We start from the raw sequence: 20745 nt of genomic DNA, 5'->3' as shown, positions 1-20745 counted from the left end.
TAACCCCTGATTTTTTTTTAAAATGGCAGTATTATATCAAAATGTTTCTAATAACTTTATAATCCTAGAAGATTTAAGTTTTGACCAACCTTCAAACTTGTATAAAATAAGAGAATCTGTCTGAAAGACAAAGTTACTAAAATTTTTTGATTTATCTTCTACATATATTGCTTTAGAATTTGTATAATGTTGAATTTTTTCATTAAGATTTGAATCAGTAAGAATAGTAAGAGTTGGTATAAAAAAAGCATCTGCAATGTGATATGTTGCAGTATTAACTGTAATTATCTTATCCATATTTGAAACAATAAAACAATAGTCTAAAAAACCGTTAGAATATGATGATAAATCTACATATCTATCACTATCAAATTTTGACTCTAATTTTAATACTGAAACAATAGTATAATCAGGTAGTTTTAAAAGTAATTCTTTTAAAAGTTTTATAGCTATTTCTTTAGGAATTGACTTAGTTATATTTGCAGAGTATGGATGAAAAAGTAAAGTTTTACCCTTTAGTTTTATATTATTTATTTTTTCTTTTAACTCTTTTTTAGGATGATATAAAGATATATTAATTGTATTGTATTTTTCTCTTTCATCAATTTTTGTATAATCTATTCCAAATTTATAAAGCCATGCATCAATATGTGAAAGTTGTGAATAATAACTTCTTTTAGAAACTGAACTTGCATCTATAAAAAAATCATATTGGCACATCTGTTTTACATCTATTGATAAAGCAGAAACTTTATTTATAAAACTTTGATTTGTAAAAATAGATTTATCTCTTGAATAATATTTATTATCTGAAGCATTTAGATAAATATCTAATTTAACACTTCTAAATCTCTTCTTCAATTTATCATTTAAAAGTCTTAAAGCAGTAGAAGAACAAATCATCTCAGAAATACTTTGTCCTAAGTTTCCAATGATTACAATAGAGATATCTTCTTTTAAACTACCCTCTAATTGTTTATCTAAGTCTACTTTATTTTCATTTAAATACATTGATTTCAAATCATCATCAGAACAATTTGCATTAAACTCTTTATATTTATAATCTAAATTTTGAGTAATAGAATACTCATTTAAATTAGAAACTCCTAACTCTCTAGGAAACTGACTTAAATATCTAATTTTTGTCTCATCTATAACTCTAGCACGATATTTATCTCCAACATTTGAAAATACCCTTTTTAAATCAGTATAATCTTCAAAAGTTGTTACATACACAGTCTCATTGAAAAGATTAGATGGATTTTTTAGTTTATTATATTTGACTAAAGTTCCATCTGTGGTCTTGATATTAATATTTTCTGTTACTCTAAAAATTACCATTTAATTACTACAAGATCCTTGTCCACATGATTCACTTATCTCTTCACTTTCTACTCTTAACATCGTAAGATATGGCAATTTTCCTGGTAATTGTATTTTATTTAAATTTCCACTATGTACTGATTCTAACTCTTTATTTGTCTCAGTTAAAATCTTTTTAAAACTTACATAGTATTTTCCATCATCTTTTTTGTAAATCTTACCAATTTCATTTTCACACTCTTCAATTTCAGAATTTAATGGTGCGAAAATTTCAGTCTCTTCATTTGGATAAGTTTTATATTTACATAAAAAATGTTCTTCATCATCTGTTACTAAGCCACTAACTTCATAACTTCCTTTACTTAAAGCATATTCATGGTTTTGTGTGTCATTCTTTTCAAAAGGTTTATGAATTAAATAAGCATCCGTAAAACCTCTATTTTTTGTAGTTGCTAACTCATGTTGATATTTAGAAGCATCAAATTTTGACGCATAAAAATCATCTATTGCAGATCTATAAGCATATGCTGTAACAGCAGCATAATATGGTGATTTTGTTCTTCCTTCAATTTTAATTGAATCAACTGTTCCTGCTTCTAAAATTTCATCTACATGTGATGCTAAGTTCATATCTTTTGCATTGAAAATATATGTTCCAATTCCAGGTTCTTCTTCTAATCTAAATAAAGAGCTATGATCTTCATTTGCCGCATATAAAGTATATTCAAATCTACAATCATTTGCACATGAGCCTCTATTTGGAACTCTTCCCATTTGAACTGCACTAACTAAACATCGTCCTGAATACGCAAAACACATTGAACCATGTACGAAAATTTCTATTTCCATATCAGGTAAATGTTTTTTAATTTCTGATACATCTCTTAAAGAAATTTCCCTTGCAGCAATTATTCTTCTAACACCCATATCATAGTATACTTGTGCATCTAAATAATTCATTACATTTGCTTGTGTTGATAAATGAATTGGAATCTGTGGTGCTAATTCTCTACAAAGTTTTACAACACCAGGAGCAGCTACAATCAATGCATCTGGCTTAAGTTCTGCCATTTTTAAAATATGTTTTTTTAGTAAATCTATTTGTGAATTAAAAGGAAACCCGTTGATTGTTGCATATACTTTTTTTCCATGAGCATGGGCGTAATCTATTCCTTCTTTGAAAGTTTCAAAGGTAAATTCTTTTCCACTTCTTATTCTTAAACTAAAGTGACTAACTCCACCATATACGGCATCTGCACCATATTTAAAAGCAATTTTTAATTTTTCTAAGTTTCCTGCTGGAGATAGTAGTTCTACTTTTTCATTATTCATTATAATCCTTTGTGTTTAAAACACATCTATTAAAATCGCAATTATATCAAATTTTTTTATATTTTAGGCTTTTTGAAAATCTAGTTAGATTTTATAAGTATAGTTTAGTTTATATAAAGAGGAGAAGAAAAGCTTTTAAAAGCTTTCCCACTCATCATCGTCATTATTATTTGCAGTAATAGTCTTAACAGGTGCTGTTGGTTTAATAGGGTCAACTTTTCTTGGAGCTGGTCTTACTGGTGCAGATTTTGGTTCAACTTTTTTAGGAGCTGTTCTAACAGGTGTAGAAGTTACTGTTTTAGGTCTACTTTCAACCTTTGGAGTATCAAGTTTTGCTAAACTTACTGTATCTTTTACTTCTAGATTAGTTTTTGATTCTGCTTCATAGTTTTTACAATGTTCTACTTTTATTTTATCCATTGAACCAAATAAGCAAGCAGTGCTATCTTCTAATTTTTTAGAAATTGCTTCTAGTTCAGAATTAGAAGCATTTTGTGCATTTTTATTAATATATTCTTGAACAGTTTTGTGAACTAATTCATGACACTCTTTCATTGAAGACCAATTTGAAGTTTTTGTAAATGATTTATTTGAACTTTCTTGTTTAACAATCCATTTTCCAAAATCACATTCAGTACAAGATGTTACACTCCAAGTTGTATTTGAACCAACTTTTGCAAAATTATCATTTTTAAATACAATATGATCATTTTTTAGTTTTGATATTTGGAATACTAAATCTATATCACATATTTCTGTTTTTTTACCTTCATCAAAACTTGCTCTATCAGCAATACTTAAAAGATCTGTTGATAATGATGAAACTTCATTAGCTAGATTACTGATTTGAGAGGCAGACGAGGCATTTACTTGTGTTGCTTGATCTAATGAATTAATCACATCATTAATTTGAACAATACCAGTTTCTTGTTCTTTACTTGCACTAGTAACATCGGTGATAAGCTCAATTGTTTCACTAATTTTACTATTTAAATCAGTATATCCACCAATCATATTATCAGCAATTAATTTACCTTCATTAGCTTTAGATGTTGCATTTTCAACAATATCTTTTATCTCTTTAGCTGCTTCTGCCGATCTTGAAGCTAGGTTTCTTACTTCTTGAGCAACAACAGCAAATCCTTTTCCAGCTTCACCTGCTGTTGCAGCTTCAACTGCTGCGTTAAGTGATAAAATATTTGTTTGGAAAGCAATTTGGTCAATCACTGTAATTGCATCATTAATTGAATTAACCTGAGTATCAATATCTTCCATAGCTTGAGTTGTTTTAGAAGCTAAATCTTCACCATCTTTAGCAGATTTATTTAAGTCATTTGCTAATGTTGACATTCTATCAACTTTTTCATTACTTGATTTAATTATAGATGTAATCTCTTCAACAGCAGCTGCTGTCTCTTCTAAAGAAGCTGCTTGCTCATTTGCAGAAGATGACAACTTGCTTGATGATGTAGATAAAATATCTGTATCTTGATTTAATTTATCTCCACTTGTTGTAATCATTGATAAGAATTCTGATACTGTTCCACCAAGCTGTTTTGTACTAGTAAAAATTGAACCTACAATACCATTTGAAGTACTATGTCTTCCTTCTGTTTTATAATCAAAGTTAGAATTTCCATATTCAATTAAAATTTTATTTATTTCTATTAATTTCTCATTTGTACCAGAAATCATCGAATTAATTGAATCTCTTAATTTCTGAACAAGCGGATTTGAAGAGTTTTGCTCAACTTTGTAAACATAAAAACCATTGTTTACTTTTTGAATAACATCTTCAACTTCTGCAATAACTTTTGCATCTTCAGCATATCTATCTTCAAGTTTTTGAATATATGCATTAAAAGTATCTACTACTTTACCAATTTCATCATCAGATTTTTTATTAATAGTTTTATTAGTAGAGTTATCTCCCGCAACATCATTAATTGCATCAATTAAATGATCAAGGGGAGTAATAATTGTTCTTCTAATTAAGAATGAATAAATTAAATAGATTATAATAATACAAATAATTGTGAAAATTGAAATGAACATAATAATTTCATTAATCTCTTCTGCTGTTTGTTCTTCCATTTTCTTAATACTATCTTCAATATCATCTACATATGCTCCTGTTCCAATAATCCAATCCCATGGAGCAAATCTTTGTACATAAGAGAATTTAGGTTGTGGTTCTGGTTTACCTGGTTTCCCCCACATATATTTTACTAAACCACCTTTTGGTGATTTATTTCCAGCAATAACAATATCTTTAAAAAGATAAACCCCATTTGGATCTTTTATTTCAGCAACATTTTTACCTATTAATTTGGGATTTGCTCCGTGTGTTTTTATCACATGATTTGAGTCATTAATCCAAAAATATCCACTTTTCCCATATTTCATATTTGCAATAGATGTTAAAGCCTCTTTTTTTAAAAATGCAGATACATCTGAAACATATTCACCTGTACCAATCACCCAGTTGTATGGTTTAAATAATTTTACAAATGAAACTTTTTCTTGAGGGTCATCAAATCCTGGTTTAGGCCATAAATAATCAACGAAACCTTCACCTTTTGCATTTACTACATCTACAAATTCTTGGAAGAATTTTTTACCACTTTTATCTTTTAATTGTGATAAGTTTTTACCATTTAAAGAAGGTTTTATAGGATGCATAATCATTTTTACACCAGTATCATTAATCCAGAAATAACCATTATTTCCATATCTTGTACCTTCTACAATACCTCTGATTCTTTCTTTTAATTCATCTTCAGGAAGAAGGTCTTTATATTTTTTATATTCCGAATCTACAATTGAGAAAATAAATTTTGCTTGTGATTTCAAATCCTCTTGAACTTCAATTTTTACTTGTTCAATTGCTGTTCTTTTGTGATAAGACTCTACTGTTTTCATAGCTAAAGAAACATAATTTTTTAACTCCGACTCTTTATTAGCATAGGCTTCTTTTTTAAAGTTTGAAATATTGGACTTAGAGAGGTTTTTTACTGAGTAAATTGACTCTGCAGCTATTAGTATAGCAACCAATACAATTGCAACTAAAGAGATAATTAATAATTTTGCTTTTATAGATAAATTTGAGAACATAGAAAACTCCACATTTTGTTATTTTTATAAATTATATCTCTTCTCTGTTTAAAAAGTCAACAGAAAACACAAGTAAGATATAATTATTTTCTTATTTTAAGTTTTTATGATAAAATTTCACTTTATAGAAGGACCATTAATGATTAGGAACTTATTCAAAAAAATAACTGCAGATGACGTTTTAGAAGAACTTGCTAAACCCTCTATCAAAGAGAGTAAAATTAAATCAATGCTAGAACATATAAATATCAATCACAAAAATCAAAATTTGCAAACTTTTTTGCATTTGATTATTACCCAAAATCACATTGAATCCGTAAAATGGCTTTTAAACAATAATATAAACTACAATGCCGTAGATATCTTTGGAGATACAGCAATAATACTAGCATCAAAGTATGGATATACAGATACGATTACGGCTTTATTAAAAAGAGATGATATTAATGTTGACTATGAAGACCATAATAGATACACAGCTATAGATTTTGCAATATTAAATAATCATTTCGGTGCATATAAAAAACTCAAACCTCGTATTCACAATATCAATAAAAGAAACAAAGAAAATCAAACAATCTTACATCTAGCAATAAAAGCTGAAAACTATAAAGTTATAGATGATATATTTTCTGATCCAAATTTTGATATTAACAATGAATTACTGTTTTATCAATACTCTTATATAAACAAAACTATGTTAAATAAAATTCTAAGTAAGTTTGATAATCTAAATATAAAAGATTCAATGGAAAGAAATATTCTTTTTTATGTAGTTCAAAATGGTTCTGAATGTGAAGATATTTTTAATTCTTTAATAAATAGAGAATTAGATATTGATTGTATCGATAAAAAAGGAAATAATATACTCCTTCATTTGATTAACTATATTTTAAAAAAAGAAGAAATATTTTTTGAAGAAGAGCCTGAAGATTTAATAAGACATAAAAATGAAATTGCAAATCTTATAAATTTTATTCCTGTTATTTTAGAGAGAAATACTAACACTTTTATTTGCAATAACAAAAATGACACTATATTATCTTTACCTGCGAAAGCTAATAACCTTGATATATTAAATATCTTATTTGAATATGAAGTACATATTGATATTCAAAATAGAGATAAAGAGACTGCTTTAAGTACTGTCATAACAAAAGGTACAAAATATTCAGAAGTTATCTATTTACTATTAGATTATGGTGCAAGTGCAAATATAAAAGATAAAAATGGACAAACAGTTATTGAAAAGTTAATTGATGCAATATTAATTGTAAAAAATGGTAAAAAGGCAAAAAACTCTCTAAAAAGAAACCTTGATTTTAATACAGATTATGCAACTGTATTAGAAACTGTTTTATATAATACTGACGTAAACTTATCTCTATTAAACTCAAAAGAAGAGCCTTATATTTTTGAAACACTAAGATATGGAAATATAGATTTATTAAAAGTTCTAGTTAAACATGGCGCCGATATAAATCAAACAGATATAGATAGTAATAATATCATCTATAAATATATGGAAGAGAATAAAACTTTCAAAAAAGATAGCCAACAAAAAGAATATCATAATAACTTACAAACAATTATCATGATGGGAGCAAATGTAAATGCAAAGGATTCTTATGGAGGGATAACACTTCATAAAGCTATTTTAGATTGTAATATGCCCACAATAAAACTTCTTTTACATTCAGGTGCTGATATGCATGCTATTGATAATAAAGGAAGAAATATCGTTCATAATTCAATTTGGAAAAATGATATTAAAGTATTTAAACTTATATACTCATACAACAAAACCTTATTGAATGAACCAGATAAGTTTGGAGTTTTAGCAATAAATTATGCAGCATTTTTAGGTTATACAACTTTGGTTTTAGAATTAATTGAATTAGGAGCATACATAAATAATCCCTATAAAAAAAATAAATATATTTTAAACTTCTTAAAAAAATTCCATAAAAATATAAAACCTCTAAAAGATGAAGCTAGAACAAAAGCTCAAAAAGCAAAAATAAAAAATTTAATAGATAATATGAAAGAAGAGTTCAATATAGAAAACTAGCTCTTTCTTTCATTTAATAAATTTTTTGCAAAAGTATATGCATCATCAGTTATATTTTCACCACTAATCATTCTTGCTATTTCATCTATTCTAGAAGTTTCATCAAGTTTTTTAACACTTGATACTCCATCTTTTTTATCAACTAAGAAATGTTGCTGTGCTGTTGAAGTTAATTGAGGCTGATGAGAAATTGCAAATATTTGATATGATTTTGATAACTTATTTAAAACTGTTGCTATAGCAGAGCTTTCTTTCCCACTTAAATTTGCATCAATCTCATCTAAAAAAAGAATTCCATTTTCAATAATATCAAACTCACTGATTGAAGTTAATAATGCAAGTCTTAAACGATTAAACTCACCACTACTAATCGTCTCTAAATTAACACCATTTAATTCAAAAACTATTTCATCTATACCATTTCTATCTAACTCTTTCTCTACAAAGTTTATTTTTGCATTTGAAAGATATAAATATTTTAAATAGTAGTTTATTTTCTCTTCTAAAGTTTTTGAGGCTTCTTTTCTATATAAAGATAATTCTTTTGCTAAAGACTCAATCTCTTTTGAAGTTTTAGTCAAATTCTTTTCTAATATTACTTTTTCAAAAGATATATTTTCATAAGATTCAAGCTCTTCTTCTTTTTGTTTTTTATACTCTAAAGATTCATCAATAGAACCAAACCTTTTTTGCAAAGCAGATAGTTTTTCAATTCTATCAAGTACATTTTCTATATCAAGTTCTTCCATTTCTAAAAGAGAGTCATTGAATTTTTCAAAAATATTATTTAGTTCATTTATTGCATCATCAAAAAAAGCAGAATCCTCATCTAACAATTCTAAAGCTGAATTTGCAGCTGTAGTATAAGAAAAAAGAGGATTCGCTTTTTCCATAGCCTCTTGAATTTTTTCTTTTTTTGATAGTTTCTTTTTTATATCGTTTAATTCTTCATATTCCCCTACTTGAGGATTTACAGATTTTATTTTTTCAATCTCAAATTTAGCAAATTCTTTTAAATCTTCTAGCTTCGATTCATCTTCTTTTATCTTTGAAAGCTCTTTTTTTATCTCTTGTAGTTTTTTAAAAGTAGTATCATAATTCTCTTTTACTATTTTAAATTCTGAAGATTCTTTGATACAAAGAGAATCTAAAAAATCAAGTAACTTATCGCTATCAAAATCACTTGTATCTTTTAGATGAAGATGTTTTATTAAACTTTTTGAAAATTGGTTTAAATTCTTTTTTGATATTGTTTGAGAATTTAAAAAATACCTTACTTTATCTTTTTTTATCTCTTTTATAACAATATCATCATCAAATGATATATCATAAGCTTCATTTTCAATATTTAAACCATTTAAACTTACTTCGCCTAAACTTGCTTTACTTTCACCAATTGCAAATAAAGATAAAATAGATTGCATTAAAACTGATTTTCCAGCACCACTTGGACCTGTAAATAAAACTAAACCTGAGTTTAGTTCCATATCCACTTCATTAAATGAGAGGAAATCTTTAAGATAAATTCTATTAATCATTAAATTTAGTTACCCCACCCTAATTTCTCATTTAGAACTTCAAAAAAGTTTCTCTTTGTTCTATGAATTAATTTTGCTTTATTTTGTGCAATCGTAACTTTAATAACTGCATTATTTTCTACTTCATAAGTATCTTGTCCATCTATTAACAATACGGCACCTTGTTCATCTGTGATTTTAAACTCAATAACTATATCTGCTGGCATTACTAAAGGTCTTTGAGTTAAACTATGAGGAGCAACAGGAGTTATAATAAATGCTTCAGTTAAAGGGTAAACAACAGGGCCTCCAACTGAAAGATTGTATGCAGTTGAACCAGTAGGTGTAGAGATAATAACTCCATCCCCATAATAAGAATTAAAAGAATTTCCATCAATCTTAGCTTTTATTGTAATCATCGAAGATACAGTTTTTCTTGAAATTACAATATCATTGAAAGCTACAAAACATTTGTCATTTACGCAACACTCAACTAGCATTCTATTATCAATCCGATAATTATCAGATTTAAAATCTCTTAAAAAATTTGGAAACTCTTCATAAATAATATCTGTTAAAAAACCTAATGTTCCCATATGAATACCAAGAACAGGAATGTTATAATTAAATGATTTTCTAACTACAGATAAAAGAGTCCCATCACCACCTACAGATACTAAAAAATCTACCTTTTCACAAAGTTCATCTAATGATAAACCTTCTTCACCTATCATAGTAGCACTACATTTTTCTAAAAATACTTCTATTCCATGATTTTTAAGGCATTTTTTTATTTCTAAAAATTCTTTTTTAATTTCTGGCGAATCAGGTTTTAATACAACACCTGCAATATTTGAGACTTTTAGTTTCTCTGAACTTCTTGTTACTTTCAAGTATTATTTCCTATTCTTTAAAATTCTAATTTCTTTATGTTATTTATTTCATCTTCTAAGATTCTATTATTATAGCTTTCAAATTTCTTTTGATTTGTAATAATTCGCGAAACATATGGAATATTTTTTCTTAATTCATAATTTAAATTTTGTATTGCTTCTTTTGCTTCTGTTGAAGTTTCATACAAGCCATAAATTACTCTGTAATAATTATTTACTGAACCTATAGAATATCCAAGGGCATCATTTTTTATTCCATTTGCATTTAAAAACTTTTCTATACTCATATTTTCTTTTAAAAATGTTATTAATGTAATAGTATATAAAGATGATTCTTTATTAAAAAATTCATTTTTTAATAAATTTTTCTGACCATTTGTTTCTACATAAACAATATTATCGTTTGAACCATCATATGAAAAACTGCTATTTACAATCTTTTTTTCTTCATATGCTTGTTTTTTTGTATTTTTATTATATACATCTTTATGATACTCTTTATAAAGTTTTTGATGATTTTTTATATTACTAACTCTTAAATCTTTTTGGGATACGTTTAAACTCTTAATTGCTTTACTTGCAGCTTCTTTTGTTTCATAAGCTCCATAAATTGCCCGTGCATATTCATCATTATCACCATACTTATAAGCTAAAGCATCATCTTCCATATTGTTTTTTAGAAAAAACTGTTCAATAGATATTTGATTTAATTTTAATTCACCTAAATCTACTGTATAAAAAGAGCTTCCATCATTTAGAAAAACTTCATTTAAAATATTGAAACTTCCATTACTCTCAATAAAATATACATCTTCTAGTTCAGAATATTTAACAAATCTACTTTTATTGAGATCTTCCTTCATAAGCTTTTTAGGCTTTATTTTTTTTACTACTTTCTTCTTCGGTTTTTGTTTTATTTTAGGTTTAGAAGCAATTTTTGGTTTAACAATCTTAGGCTTAGTGACTTTTGGTTTTATCTTTTTTTCTAAAACTTTTTTTGGTACTTCATTCTTTTTTACTATTTTTATTTCATCACTAAGTTTTGGTTTTATTGCTTTTTCTTTTTCCTTTTTATCATTAATTTTTAACTCAACTATATTATTGCTTTCTATACCATTTGGAAAATTTTTATTATAGAAACTTTGAAATTTTTTCATTCTCATTGAAAAAGGCTTATTCTTTTTTAATCTACTATTAAAATTTTCTAAAGCTTCTCTTGCTTCTTTTGAAGTTCTGTATAGTCCATATATTATTCTTGCTTTATCTTTATTTTTTCCATAAATATGAGCTAAAGCTTTATCTCCAACATCATAAGTATTAAAAAAGTTTTGTATTGAGTTTTTTGATAAGGATATACTTCCTAAAGCAATAGAGTAGTACTTTGAGCCATTAGTTAAAAACTCTTTTTTTAGTTCTTGTGCATCTTGAGACTCAGTTGTATAAATAGAATTTTTAACTTCATTTAACTTTGTGTTTTTTTTTGTTTTAGTAGAGTTTTTTGCAATTTTAGATTTATTTACTTTTAACTCTTCAGTATATAAAACTTGATGTCTTTTTAGTTTTGCAGAATATGGTTTATTTTTTTGTAATCTTGGATCTAAATTCTTTATATGTTCAGTAGCTTCTGTTCCTGTTTTATAAACCCCTGAAATCACCCTTGCAAACTCTTTATTTTCACCATATTTATAAGCAAGTGCATTTTTCATTTTATATGTTTTAAAAAAATCAATTGGATCATGTCTATCTAAAGTAAGCGTACCTATACTTATAGTATACAGGTCAGTTTCTTTATTAAAAAACTCATCTTTTATACTTATTTCATCGCCATCAAAATTTTCCACATATATAACATCTTTTTGCATTGATGCATTTAAGTTTATAACAATAAAAAATAAAATAAAAAGATTTCTGATATTCAACATTGATTTCTCTTAAAAGTAGATATATTAGAGATTTTATCTAAAGATAATTTAAAATAGGATTTAAAATTTAATAGGCATAAAAAAAGCCCCGACATATGTCGAGGCTTTTTATGAAACTAAGTATTACAATTGTTCTACTCAGACCTTTTGATATAATTACGAAATCAAAGATTTCTATTACATATTCAAAAGCTCGTTCTTGTGCTATACACTCTCTGTGAGAAAATCTAAAAGAGTCAAACGATCCACTCTTTTAAACGATTTTAACCATTTCTCTTTTTGATAATTTCTTCAGAAACATTTTTTGGAACTTCAGAATAGTTATCGAAAATCATAGAATAAGTAGCTCTACCTTGAGACATAGATCTTAAGTCTGTAGAGTATCCGAACATTTCAGATAATGGAATCATTGCTACAACTAATTTAACACCAGCTCTATCATCCATAGAATTTACTTGTCCTCTTCTTTTGTTAACGTCACCGATAACATCTCCCATATAATCTTCAGGAGTTTCAATTTCAACTTTCATCATTGGTTCTAAGATAACTGGTTGAGCAGCATCTGATCTACAACCTTTTTTGAATCCCATAGAAGCAGCAAGTTTAAATGCCATTTCAGATGAATCAACGTCGTGGAAAGAACCATCATAAAGTGTAACTTCGATGTTTACCATTGGATAACCAGCTAAAATACCACCAGCCATTGCTTCTTGACAACCTTTATCAACTGCAGGGATATATTCTTTAGGAACAGCCCCACCTTTAATAGCATTATGGAATTCATAGTTAATTTCTGAATCAGAAGGTAATGGGTTAATGTCTAAGTATACATGACCATATTGACCTTTACCACCAGATTGCTTAGCGTATTTGTACTCTTGTTTAACAGGATTCTTAATAGTCTCTCTGTATGCAACTTGAGGAGCACCAACTTCAGCTTCAACTTTAAATTCTCTTTTCATTCTATCAACAAGAATTTCAAGGTGTAATTCACCCATTCCTGAAATAATAGTTTGACCAGATTCTTCATCAGTTGCAACTCTAAATGATGGATCTTCTTGTGCTAATTTTCCTAATGCTACACCCATTTTTTCTTGGTCAGCTTTAGTTTTTGGCTCAACTGCAACAGAAATAACTGGATCTGGGAAGTCCATTCTTTCTAAGATTACTGGATCTTTTTCAGATGCTAATGTATCACCAGTGATTGTAGTCTTAAGACCAACAACTGCACCAATTTCACCAGCGTATAATTCGTTAACTTCTTCTCTTTTGATAGCATGCATCTTAAGAAGTCTTCCGATTCTTTCTTTTTTCATCTTTGTAGAGTTAAGTACGTAAGTACCTGATTGTAAAATACCTCTATAGATTCTTGTGAAAGTTAATTGTCCAACAAATGGGTCAGTCATAATCTTGAATGCAAGACCAGCAACTTCACCTTCATCAGTAGATTCAACAACAACAGCTTCACCGTCTTGTGTTTCGCCTTTGATATCTTCAACTTCTAATGGAGAAGGCATATACATAGCAACAGCGTCAAGTAAAGTTTGAACACCTTTGTTTTTAAATGCAGTACCACAAGTCATTGGAGTAATTTCCATTGCTAAACAACCTTTTTTAAGACCAGCAACGATTTCTTCTTCAGTTAATTCTTCACCTTCAAGGTATTTTTCCATTAACTCTTCGTCTTGCTCAGCAGCAGACTCAACCATTTTTTCTCTATATTCTTCAGCTTGGTCTTGTAACTCAGCAGGAATATCTTCAACATGGTAATTTGAACCCATTGCAGCATCTTGATCCCAAACGATTGCTTTCATAGATACTAAATCAACAACACCAGCGAAGTTTTCTTCAGCACCAATAGGAATTTGAATTGGAACAGGATTAGCTTTAAGTCTAGAACCTACTTGTTCTTCAACCATAAAGAAATCTGCACCAGTTCTATCCATTTTGTTAACGAAAATCATTCTTGGAACTCTATATTTGTTTGCTTGTCTCCAAACAGTTTCAGATTGTGGTTGAACCCCACCAACTGAACAGAATACAGCTACAGCACCATCAAGAACTCTCATAGATCTCTCAACTTCAATAGTGAAGTCAACGTGACCTGGAGTGTCAATGATGTTTATTTGTAATTCTTCGTTTGTTTTTGGGTGAGTCCAGTTACAAGTAGTTGCAGCAGAAGTAATTGTAATACCTCTTTCTTGCTCTTGTTCCATCCAGTCCATAGTAGCAGCACCATCATGAACCTCACCAATTTTATGCTCAACACCTGTGTAGAATAAAATTCTTTCAGTTGTTGTTGTTTTACCTGCATCAATATGTGCAGCAATACCAATATTTCTTAATCTATTAAGTGGTGTTTTTCTTGCCATTATATTAGTTTCCTATTACCATCTATAGTGTGCAAATGCTTTATTAGCTTCTGCCATTCTATGCATGTCTTCTTTCTTCTTGAATGAAGCACCTCTATCAGTTGAAGCTTCGAATAACTCATTAGCTAATCTCTCAACCATAGTTCTTTCGTTTCTTTTTCTAGCAGCGTCAACAATCCATCTTAATGCTAAAGTTTGTCTTCTTACAGGTCTAACTTCAACAGGAACTTGGTAAGTTGCTCCACCTACTCTTCTAGATTTTACTTCTAAAAGTGGTTTAACATTTTCAATTGCTTTTTCAAATACTTCGATACCAGCTTCTTCACCTCTTGCATCTAAGTTTGCAATCGCACCATACATAATTTTTTGTGCAGCAGATTTTCTACCATCTAACATTACAGTATTAATAAATTTAGTGATCACTTTACTATTGTAGATAGGATCAGCCATTACTTCTCTTACGGGAGCTTTTCTTCTTCTCATTATCTTATCCTTCTACTTATTTCTTAGGCTTTTTAGTACCATATTTAGATCTTGCAACAGTTCTGTTTGCAACACCAGCAGTATCTAAAGCACCTCTAACGATGTGATATTTAACACCAGGTAAATCTTTAACTCTTCCCCCTCTAACTAATACGATAGAGTGTTCTTGAAGGTTGTGACCCTCACCACCGATGTACGAAATAACTTCGAACCCAGTTGTTAATCTAACTTTTGCAACTTTTCTTAAAGCCGAGTTAGGTTTCTTTGGAGTAGTTGTATATACTCTTGTACATACTCCTCTTCTTTGTGGACATTTGTCTAAAGCTGGTGATTTTGATTTTTTAATCACTCTTTTTCGCTCTTTTCTTACAAGCTGATTGATTGTAGGCATTCTTTCCCTTTGTTTTATTTAGAGTAATCTGTAATATAATTTACTAATGTGAATCGATTAAAGATTCTCTATTTATTGGTTTGAGCTATTAAGCAGGCTCATGCTTCTCGTTACACTTTCACAGTGCCATGACATATGATAAGAATCATAATCAAAACGATACTACCATTCTAGAGAAACGTTGAGTGTTTTCTAAAAAAGTTACGGATTATACTGAAGTGTGTCTTAATCTTTGGTTAAGGTTAAATAAAAGTTTGATAAAATGACAAAAAGGAACAAGAATGATTACATGTTATTTAAACTATAAGATAGAACCTAAAAAAATAAAAGAATTCGAACACTATGCAAAACTTTGGATTCCACTTGTAGATAAATTTGGTGGAACACACCATGGATATTTTTTACCAAGTGAAGGAACAAACAATGTAGCTCTTGCGCTATTTACTTTTTCTTCTTTATCAAAATATGAAGAATATAGAAATGCTTCTTTTAAAGATGAAGAATGTATCAAAGCTTTTGAATATGCAGAAGAAACTGATTGTATTATTTCATATGAAAGAAGTTTTTTTAGACCTGTATTCCAATAAAATATACACTTAGAGATAAGTGTATATTTATATCAGACTTAATTAATAAGGGTATAAAAATTATTTGGTAGACTACTACCAGAAGCACAATTGTTATTTTCTATATAATATAATACTTCGTTAAGTAATTTTTCATCTAAACTTCCTCTTTGTTCTGAAACAGGGTCACTCACTAAGCAATCAGGATTTAATCCACTATAATAATTACCTACATCATTTGCATTATAAATAGCAAAATTAATTAGCCAATAAATATACTTACTAGATATGTATTTACCTGTCATTCCTACTGGCTTACCATGAGTAGTATCTCCAATTAATCTTACATCAAGATATGGAGTTAATGCATTTATAATAAGTTCACTAGCTGAAGCAGTATATTCACTTGTAATAAAAAATACTCTCGATAAATCAAGACTATTATCATCTTTCATAAAGTAACTATTTTCTTTAACACTTAAATTATCTAATAAATAGAACTGTAAACTATCTTCATTATTAAATCCTGCAATTTTGTCTAATAATATTGAAGAGACAGCAAGAGATCCACCACCATTATATCGTAAGTCAATAATTAACTCTTCTATCGCATTATCTTTAAAATAAGAAAAAGCTTCTTCAATCTCATCGGAGCTTTTTGAAGTAAATCCATTATAAATAAAATAGCCTACTTTTTTATTATCTTGAGAATTATAAACATATCTTTTTGAAGCTTTATAGTTATAAACTATAGGAGTAATATTTATATCCATAGTTACACCATTTCTAACAATTGAAAAAATTACAGGTCGTCCACTAACTTCTGCCTTTCTAAAGTTTTCATTAGTAACATTTATATAATTTATTTGGATTAATTCATCTCCTCTTTTTAAGCCTGCTTTTTCACAAGGAGAATTAATTTCAATAAAATTTATATATGATGTTCCCATAAAATAACATCCAAAGCCAGTATCTTCTTGTTCTGAACCTTTTATATAATCATCTAAAGTTTCTGCGTAACTCCATTTATCCAATGCTTTATATTTAAAATCCGTAATCATTTGATTAGGATCGGTATATTTATTATATGATTTATTTGCAACATAGTCTGCCCAAAAATAATCAGTATACAATTGGCTGTATAAAAAATCTTTTTCTTTTTGATCAAAAGAAACTTTATTATATTTAGCAAAAGTTGTACTTAAATGAAGCTGTACTTCATCTTTACTTTTTTTAGTAAATCCTTTGTTAGATAAAACAGTATTTATATCTATAGTATCAATATTTCCGCTAATATCTTTAAATTTTTCAAAATCATCTCTCATAATTTCTATTTTATCTGTTGAAGAATCAGAATCTAAAGATTGTAAAAAAGTAGCAATATTAATAACTCTATCGTCTGTAATATTAGATCTATCTAAACCTAAGATATCTTGAATAAACACAAGCTTATCAGTAGGTAAAAAACTTATTTCTCCAATTTTTATATCACCTATAAAAAACTCTACCTTCTCATTATTAAAAGGGAAATAACCTTTTTCATTCGTATATCCGCTAGTTGTTCCACTTTTGTAATATATACCTTCAACTACATCATCAACAAAGACTCCTACATTAGTTCTGGTAAAAGAAGAGCTACCACCACCTCCCCCACCACAAGCAGTTATAAAAAAACTTATTAATATTGTGTAAAATATAGTTCTAAATACATTAAATGTTTTCATTTATCATCCTAAAAAAATTTAAAGTATTATATAACATTATATATAATATATAATTTAATTACTTACCTTTTTAAATTATATATTATAACTAATTATATAACATGTTTTTGAGGGATAAAATACATCACAGTTTCATAAATTCCTTCCATATAATGTCTTAAATAAATATAATACTCAGAATTTATATCTAACACTATTTGGGGTATTTTATACCAATCTTCTGCTTTATGATAAATACAAATTGCAAGAAATGGATGATATTTTTCTATTGTATTTTTTGCGCCTAGAAGAGCATCTTGTTCTGCACCTTCTATATCTAATTTTATGAAATCTATTTTTTCTTTTATTAAATTATCAATCGTATCAATATTTTCCGCTTGATAATCATGTTCACAGTTATCTTGGAATTCTTGTACTTGATTAGATTCTTGCTTTTTATTTCCTAAACCACAATTTATAAACTCTATATTTTCTTGAAGATGGAAATTCTTTTTTGCGATGCTAATATGCAAATCATTTGGTTCTATACAATATATTTTTTTAAAATCTGGAAAGTTTTTTATAATATTAGGTATAGTATCTCCAATATATGCCCCACCATCAACAAATACAATATTTTTAATTGAAGGAATCAGCTCTTTATCAAAATATTGTTCTTCATGGCTATTTGTAAAACCTTGCATAAAATCCAAGTCAAAACTTATCTTAAAATTAATTACTTTAGTAAAAACCTCTCTTGATTTTTTATCATCTAGTAAATTATAAACTTTTAAATACTTTTCTTTATTTTTTTTATAATCTTCTTTAAAGTCTGTAATAAAAGGTGGTTTAGCTAAATCATAGTTTGAATATTTATAAAATGCCAAATAATTAATATTTTCAAATCCTCTAGCATCAAGACTTTCTTTTACTTCTAAAGGACTTCCCGAAGAAGTTGAAAGTATCAAAGCATCATTTGGAACATCTTCTATTTTATAAATTGATTTTTTTCTTGAACTATGTACTCTTGTAAAGTCATCTATTATTCCATCTACATTTACATATTTTTGAACAGATTTTGTAAGTTTATTTATTCCTAAAATAAATTTTTTTCTTGTAGTTGAATTTATAAATTCTTCAACTAGTTTATAATCTTTTTCATTGATATAATCAATATTTATTAAATCCAAAGCACACCTTTATTTTTATAACGCATTGTAACAAATAAATTCAAAAGCTCTATTTATGATACTCAATAACTTCACCTTTAAAGGGTGTATCTAAATACTCTTCTGTATTTTGAGGTTTATATTGAGTATGTTTATAGCCTAAAGAAACCATCATTTTACTAAATTTTGAATGATTGCCTCGTCCAGGATCAACTACTATTATCTTACATTTTTCAGCTGTATGATCATCTAAAAATCTTGATAAGTCTTCTAAATGAAACTGTTCATATAAAATATCACTTCCAATGATTAAATCAAAGAGTCCAAGTTCATCATCACTATCAATCCAATTTGCACATATAAAAGGGATATCTCTATCATCATTTAATTTACTATTTACGTCAAGAAATTTTTTAACTTCTGGATTAAAATCTGTTACAGTAATATCCGCATTTCTATGATTTAAAATCAAACTTGAAAGAGCAATTCCTCCTCCTACTTCTAGTATTCGCTTGTTTTCTAAATCATAATCTTGCATCAAATTTGCTAATACCTTGCTAGATGGCCACAATACACCAAATATAGACCAATTTGCAGAAGACAAACCTTCAATATTTTTTTTATCATATTTTTCATCATATTGTTGTTTATCTCGAAGAGTTTTCAGATGAATATCCATATTATCAAATTCTATAGTCTGATATAAAAATCGAACCGTTGACATAAAGTTCCTTAGTAAAGGTTGGACTATAAAGACTTTATAGTTTATTGGTTTAATCAATAAATAAACCTTACTATTTTATATCAAATTGAGTTCAATAAGAAAAAATTTAAGGGTGCTAACCAAATATTGTTTGATTATTAATTAGTAAATTTTGTTTCTATACTTAGTATAGAAGAATTTATAAAATTAAACCTTAAAAAACAAATCTAGCTTATATATAGTGCTTTTAAACTTTTTGCAGTACATAGTTTTAGACTTTGACCTTTTTCGCTTTTAAGTTCATTTGTAAAACCTTTTTTTGAAAATAGTGTTACATAATCAGGTACAAGGTCAAGTTTCTCACAAATATTTTTTAACCTATTTAATTCATTTTTCTTAACTTTATTATTACTATATTTACAACTTCCAATTATGATTTTTCCAGATTCTGTTTGAGCTATTAGGTCAAGTTCATTTTTATCTTCATCCCAATATCTTCCGATTTCTTCAATTGCATCATCTTTAAAAGTTTCTTTAATATATTCATGACAAAGCTGTTCAAAAATAAGACCCATGAATTCTGCTTGATAGTTATTAAATCTTTCAAAACATTCGTCATACTCTTCTCTTTTTATACCTCTATATAAAGGAGACACAAAAGCAAACCAAAATCTTAAAAATGGTGTAGTAAAAAGAAGTTTATCTGAAACATCATTTTCTTCAAAATTATTTGTAAGATGGTCCATAGCAGTTTCAGTTGAGATTATCTCCAATTCTTCAAGTTCATAAATAGCTTTTATTCCTTCATCATATTCAATATCAGCTCTTTTAAATGCAGAATTAGTTCTTCTATCACCTAATGCAATGCCAGTTAATACTTTATGAAATGGTGCAGAATTTTTTGTAAGTTTTCCTATATATTCTTGAATATCATAGTAATCATTTAAAATATGTCTTATGATTAAACTTCTAAGCGGTTTAGTCATATCAATCTTAACATCTAATCCTCCAAAAACTGCAAAATAGTTTACTGCAGATTCTAAATCCTTTGGATTATTTTTTTCACAAAATCTTTGAAATTGTTCTAATAGTGGTTGGTTATTTGAAATAATGGGAAAGCCTTTTATTATTTTCTTTAAATTGTGCAATTATAGCATAATAATTTCAATATATTTTCGATACAATT

Annotated in this window: 15 protein-coding genes; 2 read left to right on the top strand and 13 right to left on the bottom strand. The window is 27.7% G+C overall.

Annotated elements, in window-relative coordinates:
• Positions 1-36 precede the first annotated feature (36 nt).
• The 3 genes from BT997_RS11985 to BT997_RS11975 all read right to left on the bottom strand — a co-directional run bounded on the left by BT997_RS11985 (position 37) and on the right by BT997_RS11975 (position 5769).
• Positions 37-1341, bottom strand: a complete 1305-nt coding sequence (locus tag BT997_RS11985) for a hypothetical protein (RefSeq protein WP_072682142.1) — start codon at positions 1339-1341, stop codon at positions 37-39.
• Positions 1342-2655: a peptidase U32 family protein gene (locus BT997_RS11980; protein ID WP_072682141.1), complete on the bottom strand. Its 1314-nt coding sequence runs from the start codon at positions 2653-2655 to the stop codon at positions 1342-1344.
• Positions 2656-2790: 135 nt separating this feature from the next.
• Entirely contained in the window at positions 2791-5769 is a 2979-nt protein-coding gene (locus tag BT997_RS11975) for a cache domain-containing protein (protein ID WP_072682140.1), read from the bottom strand.
• Positions 5770-5908: 139 nt separating this feature from the next.
• Between BT997_RS11975 and BT997_RS11970 the strand changes: the two genes are divergently transcribed.
• Positions 5909-7840: an ankyrin repeat domain-containing protein gene (locus tag BT997_RS11970; RefSeq protein WP_072682139.1), complete on the top strand. Its 1932-nt coding sequence runs from the start codon at positions 5909-5911 to the stop codon at positions 7838-7840.
• On the opposite strand, the gene BT997_RS11965 is transcribed toward BT997_RS11970, so the two are convergent.
• The 6 genes from BT997_RS11965 to rpsL all read right to left on the bottom strand — a co-directional run bounded on the left by BT997_RS11965 (position 7837) and on the right by rpsL (position 15418).
• Positions 7837-9378, bottom strand: coding sequence for an AAA family ATPase (locus BT997_RS11965; protein WP_072682138.1), 1542 nt, complete (start codon positions 9376-9378; stop codon positions 7837-7839). The genes BT997_RS11970 and BT997_RS11965 overlap by 4 nt on opposite strands.
• Before the next feature lie 5 nt (positions 9379-9383).
• Entirely contained in the window at positions 9384-10250 is an 867-nt protein-coding gene (locus BT997_RS11960; protein ID WP_072682137.1) for an NAD(+)/NADH kinase, read from the bottom strand.
• Between the two features lie 17 nt (positions 10251-10267).
• Positions 10268-12172 carry a hypothetical protein gene (locus BT997_RS11955; RefSeq protein WP_072682136.1) on the bottom strand — a complete coding sequence of 635 codons (1905 nt, stop codon included), beginning with the start codon at positions 12170-12172 and terminating at the stop codon, positions 10268-10270.
• A gap of 263 nt (positions 12173-12435) precedes the next feature.
• On the bottom strand, positions 12436-14544 hold the full coding sequence (fusA, locus tag BT997_RS11950; RefSeq protein ID WP_072682135.1) for an elongation factor G: 2109 nt from the start codon (positions 14542-14544) through the stop codon (positions 12436-12438).
• A 15-nt stretch (positions 14545-14559) separates the two neighbouring features.
• Positions 14560-15027 (bottom strand): 30S ribosomal protein S7, encoded by a 468-nt coding sequence (gene rpsG, locus BT997_RS11945; RefSeq protein WP_072682134.1) that lies wholly within the window; start codon positions 15025-15027, stop codon positions 14560-14562.
• A gap of 16 nt (positions 15028-15043) precedes the next feature.
• Positions 15044-15418 carry a 30S ribosomal protein S12 gene (gene rpsL, locus BT997_RS11940; protein WP_072682133.1) on the bottom strand — a complete coding sequence of 125 codons (375 nt, stop codon included), beginning with the start codon at positions 15416-15418 and terminating at the stop codon, positions 15044-15046.
• A 281-nt stretch (positions 15419-15699) separates the two neighbouring features.
• Between rpsL and BT997_RS11935 the strand changes: the two genes are divergently transcribed.
• Positions 15700-16005: an NIPSNAP family protein gene (locus tag BT997_RS11935; RefSeq protein ID WP_072682132.1), complete on the top strand. Its 306-nt coding sequence runs from the start codon at positions 15700-15702 to the stop codon at positions 16003-16005.
• Between the two features lie 38 nt (positions 16006-16043).
• Here BT997_RS11935 and BT997_RS11930 read toward each other — a convergent pair whose 3' ends face one another.
• The 4 genes from BT997_RS11930 to BT997_RS11915 all read right to left on the bottom strand — a co-directional run bounded on the left by BT997_RS11930 (position 16044) and on the right by BT997_RS11915 (position 20707).
• Entirely contained in the window at positions 16044-17708 is a 1665-nt protein-coding gene (locus BT997_RS11930; RefSeq protein WP_072682131.1) for a S41 family peptidase, read from the bottom strand.
• A gap of 92 nt (positions 17709-17800) precedes the next feature.
• On the bottom strand, positions 17801-18877 hold the full coding sequence (locus BT997_RS11925; RefSeq protein WP_072682130.1) for an FkbM family methyltransferase: 1077 nt from the start codon (positions 18875-18877) through the stop codon (positions 17801-17803).
• Between the two features lie 49 nt (positions 18878-18926).
• Positions 18927-19580 (bottom strand): methyltransferase, encoded by a 654-nt coding sequence (locus BT997_RS11920; RefSeq protein WP_072682129.1) that lies wholly within the window; start codon positions 19578-19580, stop codon positions 18927-18929.
• A 206-nt stretch (positions 19581-19786) separates the two neighbouring features.
• Positions 19787-20707 (bottom strand): DUF234 domain-containing protein, encoded by a 921-nt coding sequence (locus BT997_RS11915; protein WP_258239483.1) that lies wholly within the window; start codon positions 20705-20707, stop codon positions 19787-19789.
• Positions 20708-20745: the final 38 nt, after the last annotated feature.

The sequence above is a fragment of the Arcobacter sp. LA11 genome (assembly GCF_001895145.1).
In the GTDB taxonomy this organism is placed as follows: domain Bacteria; phylum Campylobacterota; class Campylobacteria; order Campylobacterales; family Arcobacteraceae; genus Halarcobacter.
The sequence above is the reverse complement of the archived record's forward strand: the minus strand, read 5'-3'. Positions and strand labels throughout refer to the sequence as shown.